General features: G+C 67.3%; 17 protein-coding genes. 9 read left to right on the top strand and 8 right to left on the bottom strand.

The window, feature by feature from the left end; all coding sequences use genetic code 11:
• Position 1: 1 nt before the first annotated feature.
• Genes KLO01_RS06905 through KLO01_RS06895 form a run of 3 tightly spaced genes read right to left on the bottom strand, consistent with a single transcriptional unit; the run spans position 2 to position 1,764 of the window.
• The gene (locus KLO01_RS06905; RefSeq protein ID WP_147063503.1) at positions 2 to 958 is read right to left on the bottom strand and encodes an SDR family NAD(P)-dependent oxidoreductase; all 957 of its coding nucleotides are present in this window, start codon (positions 956 to 958) and stop codon (positions 2 to 4) included.
• A gap of 45 nt (positions 959 to 1,003) precedes the next feature.
• The gene (locus KLO01_RS06900) at positions 1,004 to 1,384 is read right to left on the bottom strand and encodes a hypothetical protein (protein ID WP_147063501.1); all 381 of its coding nucleotides are present in this window, start codon (positions 1,382 to 1,384) and stop codon (positions 1,004 to 1,006) included.
• A gap of 11 nt (positions 1,385 to 1,395) precedes the next feature.
• On the bottom strand, positions 1,396 to 1,764 hold the full coding sequence (locus KLO01_RS06895; protein ID WP_147063500.1) for a hypothetical protein: 369 nt from the start codon (positions 1,762 to 1,764) through the stop codon (positions 1,396 to 1,398).
• A gap of 169 nt (positions 1,765 to 1,933) precedes the next feature.
• Here KLO01_RS06895 and KLO01_RS06890 point away from each other — a divergent pair, with 169 nt between their 5' ends.
• Entirely contained in the window at positions 1,934 to 3,019 is a 1,086-nt protein-coding gene (locus KLO01_RS06890) for an LLM class flavin-dependent oxidoreductase (protein WP_147063498.1), read from the top strand.
• 128 nt (positions 3,020 to 3,147) lie between these two features.
• On the opposite strand, the gene KLO01_RS06885 is transcribed toward KLO01_RS06890, so the two are convergent.
• Both KLO01_RS06885 and KLO01_RS17290 read right to left on the bottom strand, forming a co-directional pair.
• Complete coding sequence (locus KLO01_RS06885) at positions 3,148 to 3,447, bottom strand: DUF1905 domain-containing protein (RefSeq protein WP_147063496.1); 300 nt, start codon at positions 3,445 to 3,447, stop codon at positions 3,148 to 3,150.
• Positions 3,448 to 3,455: 8 nt separating this feature from the next.
• The gene (locus KLO01_RS17290) at positions 3,456 to 4,367 is read right to left on the bottom strand and encodes a GNAT family N-acetyltransferase (protein ID WP_222611941.1); all 912 of its coding nucleotides are present in this window, start codon (positions 4,365 to 4,367) and stop codon (positions 3,456 to 3,458) included.
• 85 nt (positions 4,368 to 4,452) lie between these two features.
• On the opposite strand from KLO01_RS17290, the gene KLO01_RS06870 reads away from it, so the two are divergent.
• The gene (locus KLO01_RS06870; RefSeq protein ID WP_147063494.1) at positions 4,453 to 4,920 is read left to right on the top strand and encodes an SRPBCC family protein; all 468 of its coding nucleotides are present in this window, start codon (positions 4,453 to 4,455) and stop codon (positions 4,918 to 4,920) included.
• Between the two features lie 20 nt (positions 4,921 to 4,940).
• Here the strand turns inward: KLO01_RS06870 and KLO01_RS06865 are convergent, their stop codons facing one another.
• Positions 4,941 to 5,552 carry a DUF5701 family protein gene (locus KLO01_RS06865; protein WP_147063492.1) on the bottom strand — a complete coding sequence of 204 codons (612 nt, stop codon included), beginning with the start codon at positions 5,550 to 5,552 and terminating at the stop codon, positions 4,941 to 4,943.
• 505 nt (positions 5,553 to 6,057) lie between these two features.
• Between KLO01_RS06865 and KLO01_RS06860 the strand changes: the two genes are divergently transcribed.
• The 4 genes from KLO01_RS06860 to KLO01_RS06850 all read left to right on the top strand — a co-directional run bounded on the left by KLO01_RS06860 (position 6,058) and on the right by KLO01_RS06850 (position 8,713).
• A complete protein-coding gene (locus KLO01_RS06860; RefSeq protein ID WP_147063490.1) occupies positions 6,058 to 6,810 on the top strand; it encodes a hypothetical protein in 753 nt (250 codons plus the stop codon).
• Positions 6,811 to 7,003: 193 nt separating this feature from the next.
• Positions 7,004 to 7,162, top strand: a complete 159-nt coding sequence (locus tag KLO01_RS17105; RefSeq protein ID WP_186827946.1) for a hypothetical protein — start codon at positions 7,004 to 7,006, stop codon at positions 7,160 to 7,162.
• Positions 7,162 to 8,067 carry a CHAP domain-containing protein gene (locus KLO01_RS06855; RefSeq protein ID WP_147063489.1) on the top strand — a complete coding sequence of 302 codons (906 nt, stop codon included), beginning with the start codon at positions 7,162 to 7,164 and terminating at the stop codon, positions 8,065 to 8,067. Before KLO01_RS17105 ends, KLO01_RS06855 begins: the two co-directional genes overlap by 1 nt.
• A gap of 232 nt (positions 8,068 to 8,299) precedes the next feature.
• Positions 8,300 to 8,713: a hypothetical protein gene (locus KLO01_RS06850; RefSeq protein WP_147063487.1), complete on the top strand. Its 414-nt coding sequence runs from the start codon at positions 8,300 to 8,302 to the stop codon at positions 8,711 to 8,713.
• Positions 8,714 to 8,816: 103 nt separating this feature from the next.
• On the opposite strand, the gene KLO01_RS06845 is transcribed toward KLO01_RS06850, so the two are convergent.
• Positions 8,817 to 9,782, bottom strand: a complete 966-nt coding sequence (locus KLO01_RS06845) for a hypothetical protein (RefSeq protein WP_147063485.1) — start codon at positions 9,780 to 9,782, stop codon at positions 8,817 to 8,819.
• Between the two features lie 40 nt (positions 9,783 to 9,822).
• Positions 9,823 to 10,506: a DUF6345 domain-containing protein gene (locus tag KLO01_RS06840; protein WP_147063483.1), complete on the bottom strand. Its 684-nt coding sequence runs from the start codon at positions 10,504 to 10,506 to the stop codon at positions 9,823 to 9,825.
• Between the two features lie 1,362 nt (positions 10,507 to 11,868).
• On the opposite strand from KLO01_RS06840, the gene KLO01_RS06835 reads away from it, so the two are divergent.
• From KLO01_RS06835 to KLO01_RS06825, 3 genes are read left to right on the top strand one after another with little or no spacing between them, the layout of a single operon-like run.
• Positions 11,869 to 12,069 carry an excisionase family DNA-binding protein gene (locus KLO01_RS06835; RefSeq protein WP_147063481.1) on the top strand — a complete coding sequence of 67 codons (201 nt, stop codon included), beginning with the start codon at positions 11,869 to 11,871 and terminating at the stop codon, positions 12,067 to 12,069.
• Positions 12,066 to 15,335, top strand: a complete 3,270-nt coding sequence (locus tag KLO01_RS06830; protein WP_147063479.1) for a helicase-related protein — start codon at positions 12,066 to 12,068, stop codon at positions 15,333 to 15,335. The genes KLO01_RS06835 and KLO01_RS06830 overlap by 4 nt, the downstream gene beginning before the upstream one ends.
• Positions 15,332 to 16,033, top strand: coding sequence for a DUF4391 domain-containing protein (locus tag KLO01_RS06825; protein WP_147063477.1), 702 nt, complete (start codon positions 15,332 to 15,334; stop codon positions 16,031 to 16,033). Before KLO01_RS06830 ends, KLO01_RS06825 begins: the two co-directional genes overlap by 4 nt.
• Positions 16,034 to 16,040 lie beyond the last annotated feature (7 nt).

The following is a 16,040-nucleotide window of genomic DNA, read 5'->3' as shown; positions in this document are numbered from 1 at the left end:
CTCAGGGGGTGAGGCCGGTCGCGTCGGCGACCCACTGCCACATGCGCCGGCGCTCGTCCGAGCTGGCGGCGTTGCGACCGAAGTACGCGGTGGGGCGTTCGCGCCGGTCCATCCACAGGCCGCCACCGCGCGGTCGCGGCTGCGCGCCGACGAGCCAGGTCGTCGTGTCGCTGCCCTGATCGGCGTCCCGCAGGACCGGACCCATGACCTTGTCGAACGTCGGCAGCGACTCGGTGACGCCGGGCGTCGCGGCCCAGCCGGGGTGCATGACGTAGACCGCGACGCCCGCCCGGGCCCACCGGACCGTGAGGATGTCGAGGAGCTCGACCTGGGTGCGCTTGCTCCGTGCGTATGCCGTGGGCGGCGCGTAGGTGCCCCGCGTGTAGTCCGGGTCGTCGACCGGGAGCGCCTGGGCGTACATGCCACCGGACGTCACGAGCACGACGCGGGCCTCGTGCCCCTCGAGCTTGGGCAGGAGCAGGTCGGTGAGCAGGACCGGGCCGAGGACGTGGATCGACATCGAGAGCTCGTGGCCCTGCGGCGACTCGGTGCGCTCGGCCGGCATGGCGCCGGCGTTGTGGACGATGGCGTCGAGCGGTGGGGCGTCGGCGAGCATCGCTGCGGCACAGGCGCGCACGCTGTCGAGGTCGCCGAGGTCGCAGGTCCACGTGGTCGACGGCCCGGGGAGCTCGCGCGCCACGTCGGCGGCCTTGTCGGCGTTGCGGACGACGAGGTGCACGTGGGCGCCGAGGGCGCTCAGCTGGCGAGCCGTCGCGGTGCCGAGGCCGGAGGTCGCACCCGTCACGACGACGTGCCGGCCCGCGAGGGAGCCGGGCGCCGGGTCGGCCGGCCACGTCGGGAGGCGACGGCGGACGGCATACCCGATCTTGGAGAAGCCGGGCACGACGGTGCGGTCGAGCGCGGAGTCGAGGACGTTCGCGAGGGTGCGCAGGGGCATGGCTCGACCCTACGGCGCCGGTGTGACGCCGCAGGGCCGAGGCGCTCAGGTGAAGAAGCCCACCCAGCCCGAGGTCCTGTGGAACGAGTTGGTCCCGCCGTTGACACTCATCTGCGCCGCCCGGTCCTCAGGGATCGAGAGGTTGCCGGTGCAGTCCCTCGTCTTGGACCGGGTGACCCGCAGGTGGTGGAAGTGGGTGCCGTCGGTGAGGCTCATGTCGGCGTCGGCATAGGCGCTCGCCGCCGTCGACTTCAGGGTCAGGCAGAGGGTGTCGTAGGTGTCGTCCCAGTGGAGGACGGCGTGGGCCCCTCCGGAGGGGTTCGTCAGGGTGACGGACTTGCTCGCGGCCTGGGCCGGCGCGGCGATCCCGACCGCGACGACCGTGGCTGCGACGGCGCCGAGGCCGGCGAGTGTGGTGCGGTGCATGGCTCCCCCGATCACGTGTAGAAGTTCGCGTCCTTGGACGGCCGCCCCGGATAGCTCAGCGTCATCCAGTAGTAGCGGTCCTCGGGGATCGACATGTTGCCGGTGCAGTTCGTCGACTTGCCGAAGCCGGCGTCGTTGGCGCTGGCGAAGGTGCTGCCGCCAGAGGGGCCGATGCGGACCGTGGCCATCTGCCCCTGGACGTAGCTGCGGACGCAGAGGTTGTCGGTGGAGTCGTCGTACCAGGCCTTGGCGACGACCTTCGTGCCGGCGGCGTTCCAGATCTGCAGGGTCTTGTCGTTGGCCTGCGCCGGACCTGCCGTCGCGGTCGCTGCCGCGAGGGCGAGTCCGGTGATGGCAGTGGCGGTGATGGTGCGCTTCATGGTGCTCCTCAGGTGGAGAACGTGCGTCGGTGGGCCGAGCGTCACGGGGTGCGCTGCGGATGCGCTGCGAAAGCGCTGCGGTGCGTCCGCAGCGGGACGAGGGCGCGGGTCCCACCCAGTGCGCGGGCCGGCCTACGGGGTGGGGTGGGCCTGACTACGCTCGGGAGGCATGACGGACACGGCCGCACACCCGCCCACTCCCTCGTCCACTCCGGCGATCGAGCTGGGGCTCGACACGTTCGGTGACATCGCCCTCGGCGCGGACGGGGAGCCGCTGCCGGCGGCCGTCGTCATCCGCGAGGTGCTCGCCGAGGGGCAGCTCGCGGACTCGCTGGGGCTCGACTTCTTCGGGGTGGGCGAGCACCACCGGCCGGACTACGCGATCTCCGCCCCGGACACGCTGCTCGCCGGGCTGGCGACGACGACCTCGCAGATCCGGCTGGGCACGTCGGTGACGGTGCTGTCGTCGGATGACCCGATCCGGGTGTTCCAGCGGTTCTCGACGGTGGACGCGCTGTCGGGTGGGCGGGCCGAGATCTGCGTCGGGCGCGGCTCGTTCATCGAGTCGTTCCCGCTGTTCGGGCTGTCGCTCGACGACTACGAGGTGCTGTTCTCGGAGAAGCTCGACCTGCTCGCGAAGGTGTTGCAGGAGAGGGCCTTCGAGTGGTCGGGGACGACGCGGCCGCCGGTGCGGACGTCCGGTCCGGTGATGCCGCCGACCGAGTCGGGTGCGCTGCGGACCTGGGTCGGCGTGGGTGGGACGCCGGCGTCGGTGGTGCGGGCGGCGCAGTACGGCATGCCGGTCGTCATCGCGATCATCGGCGGGTCTGCCGCTCAGTTCGCTCCGCTGGCGGACCTCTACCGGCGCGCCTGTGCCGAATACGGGTATGCCGGGTTGCCCGTGGGCGTGCACTCACCCGGGCACGTGGCCGAGACCGACGAGCAGGCGGTCGAGGAGTACCTGCCGCACTTCATCGAGCAGATGCGCAAGCTCGGGCGCGAACGCGGATGGGCGCCGATGACCGAGGAGGCTGCGCGGGCGCAGGTGGGGCCGGAGGGTGCGGCCTACTGCGGGTCGCCCGAGACGGTGGCGCGCAAGATCGTCGCGACGTGCCGGACGCTCGGGGCGAAGCGCTTCCAGTTCAAGTACTCGAACGGGAGGCTGCCGCACGAGCTGCGGATGAGCTCGATCCGGCTGTTCGGTGAGCAGGTCGCTCCGCGGGTGCGTGAGCTGCTGGCGGCCGGGACCGACTGAGGCCGGGGCGCTGGGTGCTGGGCGCTGGGGGGCGCTGGCGCGCTTGGGCGGTTGCGCGGTGCACCTCCCACGCAGAGGAGTGTCTTTGCTCCACGTGGTGAGGCACCGGTCCGCGAGGGTGACCGGGGTCAGAGCACCTCGAGGTGGACGTCCACGTCGGACCCCTCAGTGAGCGACTCGGCGTTGCGGACGGCCTTCTTGACGGGGAGGACGTAGCTGCCGAGCGTCGCGTCGGGGAAGACGGAGGTATCCCAGGTCGTCCTGCCGACGGTGACGCGCACCCTGACGGCGCCGAACCCACTCGGGGCGCGGTCGAGGTCGGCGATGCCGTCGGCGATCTCGTCGGCGACGTCGGCCGGGAGGGTGACGAAGTACCAGCCGTCCCGGGCCTGCCACTGCCAGAGGGGAGCGGTGAAGCGTCGTCGCACAGCGCTCCTCAGGCCCGGATCTCGAGGATGATCTCGCCGTCCTCGTCGGTCCCCCCGGTCGGGGTGAAGCCGAGCTCGGCGTAGAGCTGCGCAGCCACGACGTTGTCGGGGTGGTGGGACAACCGGGTGACCCAGTGTCCGGGCTGCTCGGCGAGCCACGCCATGAGCGCGACCATCGCCGCTCGACCCAGCCCTCGGCCCTGGGCGGTCTGGTCGATGACGAAGCCCCCGATCCAGTGCGCCTCGTCGTCGTCCAGGCCCCACATCGCATGCCCGACGACGGTGTCGCCCTCGTAGATGCCGAGCGAGTTCCACGGGCCGGGGCGCTCGGTCATGAGGAGGTAGCCGGCCGCCATGGGGTGCACGAACTCGCGCTGGTCGTCCTTGGGCCGCACGTCGCCGACCTCGCGCCAGTCCTCGCCCACCGGGCGCAGGCTGATGTGCGACGCGAGGTCCGGCTGGTCGTCGGGGAGGGTGATCTCCTCCGGCTCGGGCACGGCGGCGACGCTGGTCCAGCCCTGGTTCTCGAGCCTGAGGTGGCCGATCGTCACGGCGTTGCTGTCGCCGTCGAGGTCCGGCAGCGACTGGAACTCGGAGACCCAGCAGCCGGTCAGCTGGTAGGTCCGCACGAGCCGCCCCGCCTCGTCGTGCACGTGGATGTCGAGGTCCATGTGGGACGCGAGCTCGCCCCGAGCGGCCCACGCGACGAAGTCGGAGTCGTGGCTCGCGCCGTGTTCGAGGGCGATGGCCTCCGACACCGGACCGTCGGTCGGTGGGGCGTCCCCGACGACGACCGCGGTCGTCCGCTTGACGACGGTCAGGCTGGAGAACCCCGCCACCTCGCGGCCTCCACCGCGCACCGTGAACATGAAGGACCCATACGGCTCCGCCCGCGCGGCGCGCTCGGGGTCGATGGTCATGCTCACCTCCGGGGGGCCCAGGTGCCCGGCTCGAACGCTACCTGCGCGATCTTGAGCCCGGAGCAGAACGGGAGGACTCTGGGGTATGGGCGTCGTCGAGTTCGACCTGGAGCGCATCATCCATGCGCCGGTGGCCGACGTGTTCGCCCGCCTGGCCGACATCGAGGGCCACAACGCTTGGATGCCGAAGCGGGGCAGCATCCTGCACCGCACCGAGCAGACGTCGCCGGGTCCACCGGCCAAGGGCACGACCTACGTCGACCGGACGATGGCCGGGTCGATGCCCGGGGAGATCTCGGAGTTCGAGCCCCCGACGACCCTCGTCTACCACTGGTGGGACAAGACGGCCGCGGGCAAGGTCAAGGCCGAGGGGTGGCCCGGTTACCGGCTCGAGGCCAAGGGCGACCACACGACGCTCGTCCACCATCACGTGCGGCTCGAGACCCACGGTCTCTACCACCTGGCGACACCGGTCATGCACTGGATGGCGTCGCGCGAGCGGACCGCCACCCTCGATGCCCTCGAGACGTCGTTCGGGCACCACCACCACTGACGCGGGCCCGGCTGGGCGGCTCAGCCCCACGAGGCGCAGGACGCGATGCCGAGCCACGTGTGCCGGTTGCCCCACCAGCACCAGCCCAGCTTGGGTGCGCCGGCTCGCGCGCGGCCGTCGCGACCGGTGCCGTTGCTGATCCACAGGGCCGGCGTTCGGGCGTCGAACCCGCCCTGAGGCTTGCGCAGCCGTGAGCCGATCGTCATGAAGCAGTGGTTGCGCTCGAGGACGGCGGGGTTCTGGATCGCCCAGTGCAGGCCCTCCTCGAGGGTGAGCGGGGACCGTTGTGCCGCAACGATGTCGGGGAGCGCCTCGGCCGGCGTGCGGTTGCGGTGGCCGTCGCCACGGTCGAGGCCGTCGACGACGTAGACGCCGTCCGGTCGGGCCGCCTCCTCGATGGGGGCGAAGACGTCGACGTCGGTCATGTCCTCGACGACGAAGCCCTCCTTGCCGTCGAGGCGGAGCAGGCTGGCGAGGGCCGACGCGGGTGCAGGTGTCACGAGCAGCCCCTCGGCAGAGGCGTTTGCGCGCTGTCGCAGGTCCGCCGCGGTGAGGCCGGCGAGCTCGTGCACCCCGAGCTCCACGAGTCGAGTGGCCTGGCCGGACAGTGGGGGCAGCGGCGGGAGGGGCATGAGGAGTTCAACGGACCGCGGTGGTGACGGGTTCCGCGAGACGGGGGCGGACGGCATACGAGCGTGTCGTCGTGTCTCGCGCAGGGGTCACGTGGAGGAGTGTCTTTGCGTCAGAGGGTGAAGCGCGTGCACGTGCTCAGCAGTCTCGGAACGGGTGGGAGCGGGTCTGACGGCCACGCGGTGTCCGAACGTGCCCGACGGTGCCGATCCCCACCCATGCGGGTCAGGCCGTTCGGGTCATGCGGTCCGGGTCGCGCCGACGAGACCATGAGCCCCACCACGGTGAAAGAGGGCCACGATGCTCCGCCAGCCCACAGTTCTCAGCGCAGCGCTCGTCGCCACGCTCGCTCTCGCAGCGTGCGGCTCTACGTCAGCGGGGAGTGCCGACGGGTCGGGAGACTTCCCGATGACGAGCGGGCCGCCGTCGACCACGGGCACTGACGTCTCGACCTCTGCGCCCCCCACACCGGACCCTTCACCGACTGACGCCCCGCCGACGCAGACCGTGGACTCGTCCTGGGCGTCGACGACGCCCGACGGCGAGTGCCCGGATGGCTGGACCGGCCTGACGGTCAGGGCGGAGTTCGAGGAGGAGCTGCCCTACCTCGAGACCATCAGGGCCTGCACGACCGACGGCACCCGGCTGTGGCTGCGCAACAACTCCGATGCGGTGTGGGTCGCCACGTCCCCACCGCTCACGCGCCTCCCGGAGCGGACCCATGAGTCCACGCGCGCCGTGTCGTTCCGCTCGGTCGTCGACCAGGACACGTTGGGGCGCACCGTTCTCGCCCCCGAGGACCAGGTCGTCTTCTTCGCGAGGCCGACCGAGGTGTCGTGGGCCCTCGACCGAGCGCTCGACGTCAGCTGGGTGGTCCACGATGTCACGGCCGACGAGCTGACGTCGATGGGTACGGAACTGGTGCAGTCGGCCCTGACCCGACGCGGGACTCCTCGCGCGGCCCTGGCGCAGTGCACGCTGTCCGGCTACCAGATCGGCAGCACTGCTGCTGAGCTGGACAGACCGCTGGACCCGCAGAGCACGCAGTCGCTCCTGACCGACGCACTGGGGATCGGGCTCGATGCGAACCGGTGCTGGTCGGCGACCAAGAACGTGACGCGGGCGGGCACCACCACTCCCCTGAGCTCGAAGCTGGCCACCAAGGTCACCGTCGCCGAGAACTTGGGCAAGGTCCACGTCCAGCTCACGTGGATGCAGCGCGGATGGCGCGTCCTGAGCGCAGCGGTCCCGAAGGTCTGAGGGCAGTCGACCCCTACCCTGCCAGGAGGGCACGTCCATCGCGTATGCCGTGTGTGCTCCTCTGTCGGGACCTGTCCGAAACGGCTGAAAAGCAGACCGGAGCGGGTCTACCGTGGGAGGGCTGGATGAGCCCGACCGCGTGGCCAAGCAGACCCGCACACGTCGGGTGCTCGGACGCCTCAGGAGGTCAGCCATGTCCGACAGCACGATGCCGGAGATCCCGCCGTTCTTCGAGCAGGTGGGTCCGCCCCCGCTCGTCGAGGACCTGAGCGACACCGACGACTTCCCCGAGGGCGAGACCCTCCCGGACCAGACGCCGGCGCCGGACAGCTCGATCTACGAGGAGGAGTGATGGCCGCCACCGCAGAGATCCTCAGGCATCTCACGAAGCAGGAGTTCCTCTTCTGGGCCGCGTCCCAGATCGGGACGACGGAGTCACCGCCCGGCAGCAACCAGGTGAAGTACTGGCTCAACACCAAGCCGTCGTGGAACGGCGCCTCGTGGTGTGCGGCCTTCCTCCAGTCGGGTGCGAAGGTCGGGGGCAAGGACATGACCGACGACTTCGGCTGGGGGCCCTACTACGTCCCGCAGATCGAGGCCGACGCGAGGGCGGCGGGGCAGTGGCACACGACTCCCAAGGTCGGCGACTGGGTCGTCATGGGCAAGACCAAGAGCTCGCACATCGGCATCGTCGAGAAGGTCACCCGCCAGGGCGCCCTCGGGTCCAAGGACCTCGTCATCACCACCATCGAGGGCAACACGTCCCCGAGCAACGTCGGCTCGCAGAACAACGGCGACGGCGTCTATCGGAAGAAGCGGACGGGCAAGTTCGTGCGTGGTTTCTTCCGCCCGAACTACGCGCCGTCCCCGCCGGTCACCCACCCGACGACGACCACGACCACCACGACCCCGACGACGGCGCATCCGCTGCGCTGGTCGCGCGAGGACGTCCACGCGATGCAGTTCCTTCTCGAGGCAGCGCTGGACTCGCACTGGGGTGCCGACACCGAGCTGCGGGCCCAGGCGTTCAGGGCGGTCGCCGCGGCGTCGCTGCCGCAGAACAGGACCCAGATCAAGATCGTGCAGGCGATCGTCGACGTCTCCGGCGACGGCAGCTACGGACCCGAGACGCGGGCCGCCGTGAGGGTCATCGTCAAGAAGTTCCAGAAGATCCTCAAGGTCGAGCAGGACAGCAACTGGGGTCCCGGGACGGACCGTGCCTTCGTCGCCTTCCACAAGGAGTGGCGGGGGAAGTAGGACTGGTCGCCTGGCGATCGCGGCCGGCGCCGGCGCCCGCGCCGGGCGGAGCCAACACACTGCGGTGTAGAGGAGTGCCTTTGCGTCGGCGGGTGACGCAAGGGGCTGCCGCACAGCCTCGCGACGTGACGATTCGCCGCTGGATGCGCGCTGTCGCATAAGGTGAGCCGGCCACAGGGGCATCGGGGGAATGGGGATCAGCATGGGCACGGTTCGGCACAACACTTCACTGGTGGCCGCGGTGCTCTGCTGCCTCGCCCTGTCGGCCTGCGGCAGCGAGTCCGGTGACACCGTGTCATCGAGCCCGACCACGACCGCCGCAGCCCCTCAGGCCTCGCCGTCATCCACCCTGAGCACGAGCAGCCCATCCCCCACCTCCAGCGCTTCCGGCGCGGAGTCCGCGGGCCAAGAGATGGGCGCCAAGATCGGGTTCTACGCAGTGGCCAAGGCGGCCGGCATGACCGAGACGGCCAAGATGGACGAGCTCGCCAGCGGCATCTGCACCCGGATCGGGTCGGGCAAGGCCGGTGAGGTCGGCCCGTGGATGAAGGACACCTTCGGGCTGGAAGGTGACGTGGCCGCCAAGGTCGCCGTCATCACCATTGAGGTCCAGTGCCCCGAGTTCAAGTCCAAGATGGGCCTCTGAACCACTTCTGACGTCGGCCGAGTATGGCCAACGGCACTCGGTCCTCACAAAGGCGGTCCCTGGTACGCCTTTGTGAGGACCGAGGCGCCCCCACCCTCAGTGGTCACTGACCGCGAGTGCGGCCCCTCACCACGACACCCGGCTCCAGCCGACCGCCGCCATAGCCCGCCTCGGCGAGCGCTTTGGGGTGGGCGAGCGGGAGGTACTGGCCGAAGCGCACCGTCACCGTCTCGTCCTTGCCGACCTCGACGCCGCTGACCGATCCCTCGACCATGAGCGCCGGTGCCGCGAACGTCTGCACGACGTCGGCCGGCAGTGCCAGCAGCCCGAACGTCGCCGCCGTGATCGTGATCCGGCCCTCGCCGTCACGGATGCCCTTGCCGGACCAGCTCTGCCGGAGCAGCCCGGAGAACGCCTCGTCGAGCGACTGGGTGGCTACCTCGCCGGTCGTCTCGATGCCGCGGTTGACGTGGAACATTCGCGCGAGCGCCGGTGTCTGGCCGTCGTCCTCGGGGTCGAAGTGCAGGTTCGTCTTCGCGCCGGGACCGATGAGCGGCAGGCCGTGGACGGCATACGAAAGACGGACGGTGGCACGTCCGGGACCGGAGTCCTCCTCCTTGCCGTCCTCGTTGAAGCGAGCCCACTGGCCGAGGGTGACGTCGAGTCCGGCGTACTCGGCGCGGATGCCGACCTGGTACAGGACCTCGAGTCCGTGGTGGCTCAGGCGCTTGCTCGCGTCGTCGGAGAGGCGGTAGGTGCCGTCGTCGTCGCGCTCGACGCCCTCCCAGCGACGGCTCTCATCCTCGTATGCCGTGAGCCGCTCGGTGTTGCGCGCCCGGACCGCGCCGCTCGCGGCGAAGACCTCGACCTGGCCGCGGCTGCTGCCGATGGCATAGCCGTGAGGCACTTGGGCGGTGCCGCGGACGTCGATGTCGAGGACCTTGGCGATGGCCCGCGTCGTCTCGTCGTGCTCCTTGAGGCAGGGCGCGGTGTGCGACACGACCGGGGTGGAGCGGGGGATGTCGGGGAGGTCGACCTTGAAGTCGATCTCGTTGAAGGTCAGTGGCATGGCTGGATCCTTTAAGTCTCGGGCGCCGGCTGGGGCGCGGTCAGCAGGTGCCGCGCGCGGTCCAGAAGGACCGGTTGCTCACGGGGTCGGTGGTCTCGGCGACGCGCAGCCGCTCGTTGTAGGTGGGGGCGCCGGGGGCCTCGGCCCGCAGGTAGGCCCACTGCACGTTGCTGCCCTCGACGATCTCGTTGGCCTCGGCCCAGGCTTCGCGGACCGGCATGTCGACCTTGAAGAGCCAGCTCAGCGGGCCGTAGAAGAACCACGCGGCGTACATGGCGAACCAGGTGCCGCGGGCGTTCTGGCCGCCGCCGGAGTAGCTGCTGTTATGGAAGCCGAGCATGTAGTGCAGCCGCTCGAAGGCGGGGATCCAGCGGCCGACGCTGTTGTCCGAGCCGTGGTGGAGCAGGTCGCACGCGTGCGTCGCGAAGATCTCGAGGTCGTTCTTGCCGAAGTCGACCGCCTCGCTGGTGTCGACGCTGCCGCCCCAGACGAGGAACCCGTCCTGCCAGCCGTGTGAGCTCATCTGCATCGCGTCGACCTGGTCGCTGCGCTGCGTGGTGCTCGCGGTCGTGACGAAGTCGGACTCCTTGACGTCGCTCTCGCCGTGGTTCTGGGTCCAGTCGAACTCGGCGAGGCCGCCCAGCGTCGAGGCGAACCCCTCAGCCTCGAGCCGGCGCCCGTCGATGTTGTCGCGGATCCACCACGACCCCACGTACTTGGCCATGTCGTGCTCCCTTGCGTTCCCCTGCGCCGTCACGGTGACGGCTACAGGGGGAAGGAGGCGATGTATGCCGTCCAGATACGCAAGCGGTGGGCTAAGTCGTAGGGCCCGTACCGCGGACTAGCCTCGGCCGCCGTTCTGTATCGACCAGCCACATTTCGGAAGTGGCATGAGGTCATTGTTGACGACCGCGCTGGCTGGAATCCAAAGGGCGCCACTTCGACCCCTCCCTGGCCGCGACGGAAGCCGCACGTCAATCCCATGGGACCTGCGGCCTGGTTCTTGGCGGTGCCCTGGCGGTGTGCGGGCCAGAAACTGCAATCCACTCCGGTTGCCCGTGAGGTGGGGCCCGAAATCTCGAACCTCATGCGGCATCTGGCGCGGTCCGAGACCCGCCCACCCTGCGTGAGTTCTTCGGACAGTGCGACGTGACGCAGCGCCGCACTGCCGGTCGCAGCACGACGACGACCGATTAACTACGAGGACTTGAGGAACCACTCACCGTGCGACCCGGGGGGCTCAAAACCGCGTGCACCAGACCATCCGCCTGCCACCTCGACCGGCAGATCGAGCGGAGACGTGCCAAAGAAGCGCCACCACAAGGGCAGGGGCCCGGCCCATCACTCCTCGTACGCACGCTGCTCGAACCAGCTGGCGCCCCGGTGCCACAGAGCGCCCAAGGCAACCGCGGAGCCACTGTCTTGGCGTGGATGCCAATGTTTGCCTTCCACGCGCTGCTGAGCCTTTCCCAGCACCACCTCGATCGAGTTCAGGGGATGTTTGCCTAGCGATACGACTGCGGTTGGAGGCTCAACACCGTCACCGAACGCAAACCCCTCGACGAACGCCGATATGACGGCCGCCAAGCCGGATCCGCATCGCAAAGCAACATCCACGACATGGATGTTTCCGTAGTTGGCCCGGCCCTCGACCCGGCATCGGTGGCGGCCTTTGCATGTGCACCTATGCAATGCCCAGGATCGCGAGCGTTCCCACGCCGGGTGTTCGAATCGCCCCTTCCCAAGCCAGGCGTCCCGGGACTTAGCGAGATCCAGCACAGTGGGCGAGTCTCTCTGGCAGATGAGAACAGCCTCCGCTTGAGGACGGTCCAGTTCCCTCACCAGAACACCGACCACGGGGTCAGAAACGGCAAAAACCCTTCGGACGCTCGAAGTCGTGTCGCCCTCACGTCCGGGGCGCGGGTGCGCTTCCGCCCGACCGCGCGTTCGTCCTCGTGACATCTGGCCCCCCCTTTTCGGCTGCTGAGGGCATCAACGTAGAGGGCACGATGATGCGTAGATGCCTGTTTCGCGAAACATGGCGCAATTGGCCAACACACGTTCAGACCCGGGCTAACCTGCAGGCGTGACCGAGGCTTGGGTGTCTGCTGAGGTGATCGCTGAACACCTCGGCGTCACCAAGGACACCGTCTATACATGGATCTCCAAGCAGGGCATGCCAGCTCGTCGAGTTGGACGCCTCTGGAAGTCTCAGATCACCGAGGTCGACAAGTGGGTGCGCCGGTCCGGCGCTGACGAGACTACGGCCGCGGGGGCAACTCAGTGAAGATCATCGACAACCTCAACTCGCTGCTGGGGGATGACCTCAAGGATGAGATCACTCCAGGATCGAAGGTTCGGATCGCTGCCTCGACGTTCTCAATCTTCGCCTTCGAGGCGCTCCGCAAGGAGCTCGAGCAAGTGAGTGAGTTGGAGTTCATCTTCACCTCGCCCGCGTTCGTCACTGAGAAGGTCACTGACAGGCTTCGCAAGGAACGTCGGGAGTTCTTCATTCCGAGGGGCGGCAGCGGCGAATCGAGTCTCTATGGCTCCGAGTTCGAGATTCGCCTTCGCAACAAACTCACCCAACGCGCGATCGCGAAAGAGTGTGCTGACTGGGTTCGGCGGAAAGTCCGGTTTCAGTCGAACTCCACTGGCAACCCGATGCAGCAGTTCGCCGTAGTGGATGACAAGACCGCGTACATGCCTCTTCAGGGATTCACGACCGCAGACCTCGGCTACGAACGGGGCAATGCGGTCTCCAACATGGTCCACCGCGTCGACGACGCGCCGATGACGTCGCAGTACGTCGCGCTCTTTGACCAGATCTGGAACAACCCTGCGCAGCTCGATGATGTGACGGACGCGGTGGTTGAGCACATCGCCGGCGTATATGCCGAGAACTCCCCAGCGCGTATCTACTTCCTGATCCTCTACAACCTGTTCGCAAAGTTCCTCGACGACATCAACGAAGACGTGCTTCCGAACGACCGCACGGGCTACCAAGAGACCCAGGTGTGGCAGAGCCTTTACAACTTCCAGCGCGATGCGGCGATCGGCATCATCAATAAGCTGGAGACCTACAACGGCTGCATACTCGCCGACAGCGTCGGCCTCGGCAAGACCTTCACCGCGCTGGCCGTCATCAAATATTATGAACTGCGCAACAAGTCGGTCCTGGTTCTCGCCCCAAAGAAGCTGTCGGAGAACTGGACCAACTACAACGCCAACCTCACGACCAATATCTTCGCGACCGACCGGTTCAACTACGACGTGCTGGCACACACCGATCTCTCGCGCAGTCGCGGTGAGTCCATGGGACTGCGTCTCGACCGGATCAACTGGGGCAACTACGACCTCGTCGTGATCGACGAGTCACACAACTTCCGGAATGCCGATTACGCGGAAGAGAAGGAGTCCCGATACCAGCGCCTCATGCGCCGCGTCATCCGCGAAGGCGTCAAGACCAAGGTCCTGATGCTCTCGGCCACACCGGTCAACAACCGATTCAACGACCTGAAGAACCAACTTCAACTTGCTTACGAGGGCGAGTCGGAGAGCCTCACCCAACACCTCAACCTGTCGACCACCGTCGAGAACGTATTCCGCGACGCTCAGCGTGTCTTCAACAACTGGTCGAAACTGCCACCGGAGACCCGAACCACCGACCAGATCCTCAAGATGCTCGACTTCGACTTTTTCGAGCTCTTGGACGCCGTGACCATCGCCCGATCTCGTAAGCACATCCAAGCCTTCTACGACACCACGGAGATCGGAGCGTTCCCCGAGCGTCTCCCACCGGTCTCGATTCGAGCGCCGCTCACCGACCTAGCAGGGGTCGCCACCTTCAACGAGATTTTCGAACAGATTCAAGCTCTGACGCTCGCGGTCTACACCCCCCTGGCCTATGTCTTTCCTAGCAGGATCGGCAAGTACGAGGACCTTTACAACGTCAAGGGCGGCACCGCACGGTCCAACCTCGGCCAGCTCGGCCGCGAGCAAGGCTTGAAGAAACTGATGACGGTCAACCTGCTCAAGCGACTGGAGAGCTCGGTTGAAGCGTTCAGACTCACGGTCGGGAGGATCGAAGGCGCCGTCGACGAGACGCTTGGCCGACTCGAGACACGTGGGGGCGCGATGACAGAACTGGATGTGGACTTCGCCAACCTCGACCTCGACGTCGATGACGATGATGACGCCAACCTTGAAGCACTGACTTTTGGCGAGAAGATCAAGATCGACCTTGAAGACATCGACGTCGAGTCCTGGCGAAGCGACCTTTGGAACGACCGGGAGACCCTCCGAGAGTTGCTGGAGGAGATGGAGAAGGTCACGCCCGACCGCGACGCAAAGCTTCAGCGGCTCAAACGGTTGATCGAGGACAAGGCCGCCAACCCCATCAATCTCGGCAACCACAAGGCGCTGATCTTTACTGCCTTCGCCGACACGGCCCACTACCTTTTCCGAGAGCTCGCGCCTTCGTTCAGCAAGGTGGGCCTGGAGAGCGCGATCATCACGGGAGGCGCACACGCAGCCAAGACAACCCTCGGCCCCGGCCACGACTTTCAGCAGGTCCTGACGCTGTTCTCGCCCCGCTCGAAGCAGCGCCACCTCACCATGCCGAAGGAGACCGCCGAACTCGACGTTCTCATCGGAACCGACGTCATCAGTGAGGGTCAGAACCTCCAGGACTGCGACTACCTGGTCAACTACGACATCCATTGGAACCCGGTACGAATCATCCAGCGCTTCGGTCGAGTCGACCGCATCGGCTCGACCAACGCGCAGATTCAGCTCGTCAACTTCTGGCCCGACATCTCGCTGGACGAGTACATCAACCTTAAGGAACGCGTCGAGAATCGCATGGTGATCGCGGACCTCGCGGCCGTGGGCGACGACAACATCCTCGACCCGGCCAGCGCTGACGCGGCCTACCGCAAGGAGCAGCTCCGCAAACTCCAGGACGACATCATCGAGCTCGAAGACGTGCGCACCGGCGTCTCCATCACTGACCTCGGCCTCAATGACTTCCGGATGGACCTTCTCGGGTATATCAACGAGCACGGCGCACTCGACACGCTGCCGAAGGGGCTCCACGCCGTCGTCCCGGCGGACCGGACCAACGGGCTCAAGCCGGGCGTCATCTTTGCGCTTCGCAACGTGGACGCTGACGAGAACATCGACCGCGGCAACCGCCTCCACCCTCACTACCTGATCTACCTGGACGAGGCCGGCAACGTCATTGCAGACCACACCGAGGTGAAGCAACTGCTGGATGTGATCCGTGCCGGCTGCCGCCCGTACGACGAACCAGTAGGTGCGGTCACACGTGTCTTCAACGCGTCAACCGGTGAAGGCGCCGAGATGGGCAGGTACTCCGAACTGCTCACCGCAGCTATCCGGTCAATGATCGAGGTCACCGACGAACGCGACCTGGATAGTCTCTTCACCGATGGCCCGACAACGGCCCTCAGCCAGGCCATCGGCGGCCTCGAGGACTTCGAGCTGATTGCGTTCCTTGCCGTCGTTGATCCGGAGCAGGGGAGCCCATGACGGTGCCGCTCTACCGGTGGCCGAGTGCGGCGGAGTTCGGACGGATTGTGCCGAAGACCAAGTTCTACGAACGCGCCTCTCTCGGCGCAACCGTCAAGGATCGCTTCGTGTCCGACGTACGACGGATCACCTGGGCTTACAAGCTTGCCGAGTCGACGATTAACCTTCCGGGCAGCGGTGAGGTTGTCGAGATCCAGATCTTCGAGATCGTCGCCAAGGACGAGGACGTCGCGGAGAGTGTGCTGGCTGCGATCGACAAGGCTGTACGAACACCGATCATTTTCGAGATCAGCCGCGGGGAGGGCGCAATCGGAAGCATCCGCATGGTGGCCGCTCACAAGCAACTCGGCGCCGGTGCCCCAAAAGTGGGCCCCTACTTCAGCACCGAATGGCAGCAGACACCCCATCGCCGAGTGCCGCTTCCGACCGCCATCGACCTGACGAGCATGTACACAGCTCTGATACAGCCGCTGATGCCAGTCGCGTCGCGCCCTGGCGAAAACGTGTCGGAGGTCATCGCCAGGCTCACGACCGTTCGGTCATTGGAGCGCGAGATCGCTGTTCTGGAGCGGAAGCTCCGGAACGAACCGCAACTCAATCGCAGGTTCGATCTGCGTCGAACCTTAAAAACCAAGCAAGCAATGCTCGTGGACCTCACGAGCCCGATCGACAGCCCGTCCCCGGGCAACACGAACTGAGGATCAC

The sequence above is a fragment of the Knoellia locipacati genome, assembly GCF_007992835.1.
GTDB lineage: Bacteria > Actinomycetota > Actinomycetes > Actinomycetales > Dermatophilaceae > Knoellia > Knoellia locipacati.
Note: the sequence above shows the minus strand (reverse complement) of the source record. Positions and strands in the feature narration are given on the sequence as shown.

Excerpts from the sequence above, each read along its gene's own strand:
- KLO01_RS06905 (WP_147063503.1), bottom strand. The coding sequence starts at position 958 with ATGCCCCTGCGCACCCTCGCGAACGTCCTCGACTCCGCGCTCGACCGC.
- KLO01_RS06900 (WP_147063501.1), bottom strand. The coding sequence starts at position 1,384 with ATGCACCGCACCACACTCGCCGGCCTCGGCGCCGTCGCAGCCACGGTC.
- KLO01_RS06895 (WP_147063500.1), bottom strand. The coding sequence starts at position 1,764 with ATGAAGCGCACCATCACCGCCACTGCCATCACCGGACTCGCCCTCGCG.
- KLO01_RS06890 (WP_147063498.1), top strand. The coding sequence starts at position 1,934 with ATGACGGACACGGCCGCACACCCGCCCACTCCCTCGTCCACTCCGGCG.
- KLO01_RS17290 (WP_222611941.1), bottom strand. The coding sequence starts at position 4,367 with ATGACCATCGACCCCGAGCGCGCCGCGCGGGCGGAGCCGTATGGGTCC.
- KLO01_RS06870 (WP_147063494.1), top strand. The coding sequence starts at position 4,453 with ATGGGCGTCGTCGAGTTCGACCTGGAGCGCATCATCCATGCGCCGGTG.
- KLO01_RS06865 (WP_147063492.1), bottom strand. The coding sequence starts at position 5,552 with ATGCCCCTCCCGCCGCTGCCCCCACTGTCCGGCCAGGCCACTCGACTC.
- KLO01_RS17105 (WP_186827946.1), top strand. The coding sequence starts at position 7,004 with ATGTCCGACAGCACGATGCCGGAGATCCCGCCGTTCTTCGAGCAGGTG.
- KLO01_RS06855 (WP_147063489.1), top strand. The coding sequence starts at position 7,162 with ATGGCCGCCACCGCAGAGATCCTCAGGCATCTCACGAAGCAGGAGTTC.
- KLO01_RS06845 (WP_147063485.1), bottom strand. The coding sequence starts at position 9,782 with ATGCCACTGACCTTCAACGAGATCGACTTCAAGGTCGACCTCCCCGAC.
- KLO01_RS06840 (WP_147063483.1), bottom strand. The coding sequence starts at position 10,506 with ATGGCCAAGTACGTGGGGTCGTGGTGGATCCGCGACAACATCGACGGG.
- KLO01_RS06825 (WP_147063477.1), top strand. The coding sequence starts at position 15,332 with ATGACGGTGCCGCTCTACCGGTGGCCGAGTGCGGCGGAGTTCGGACGG.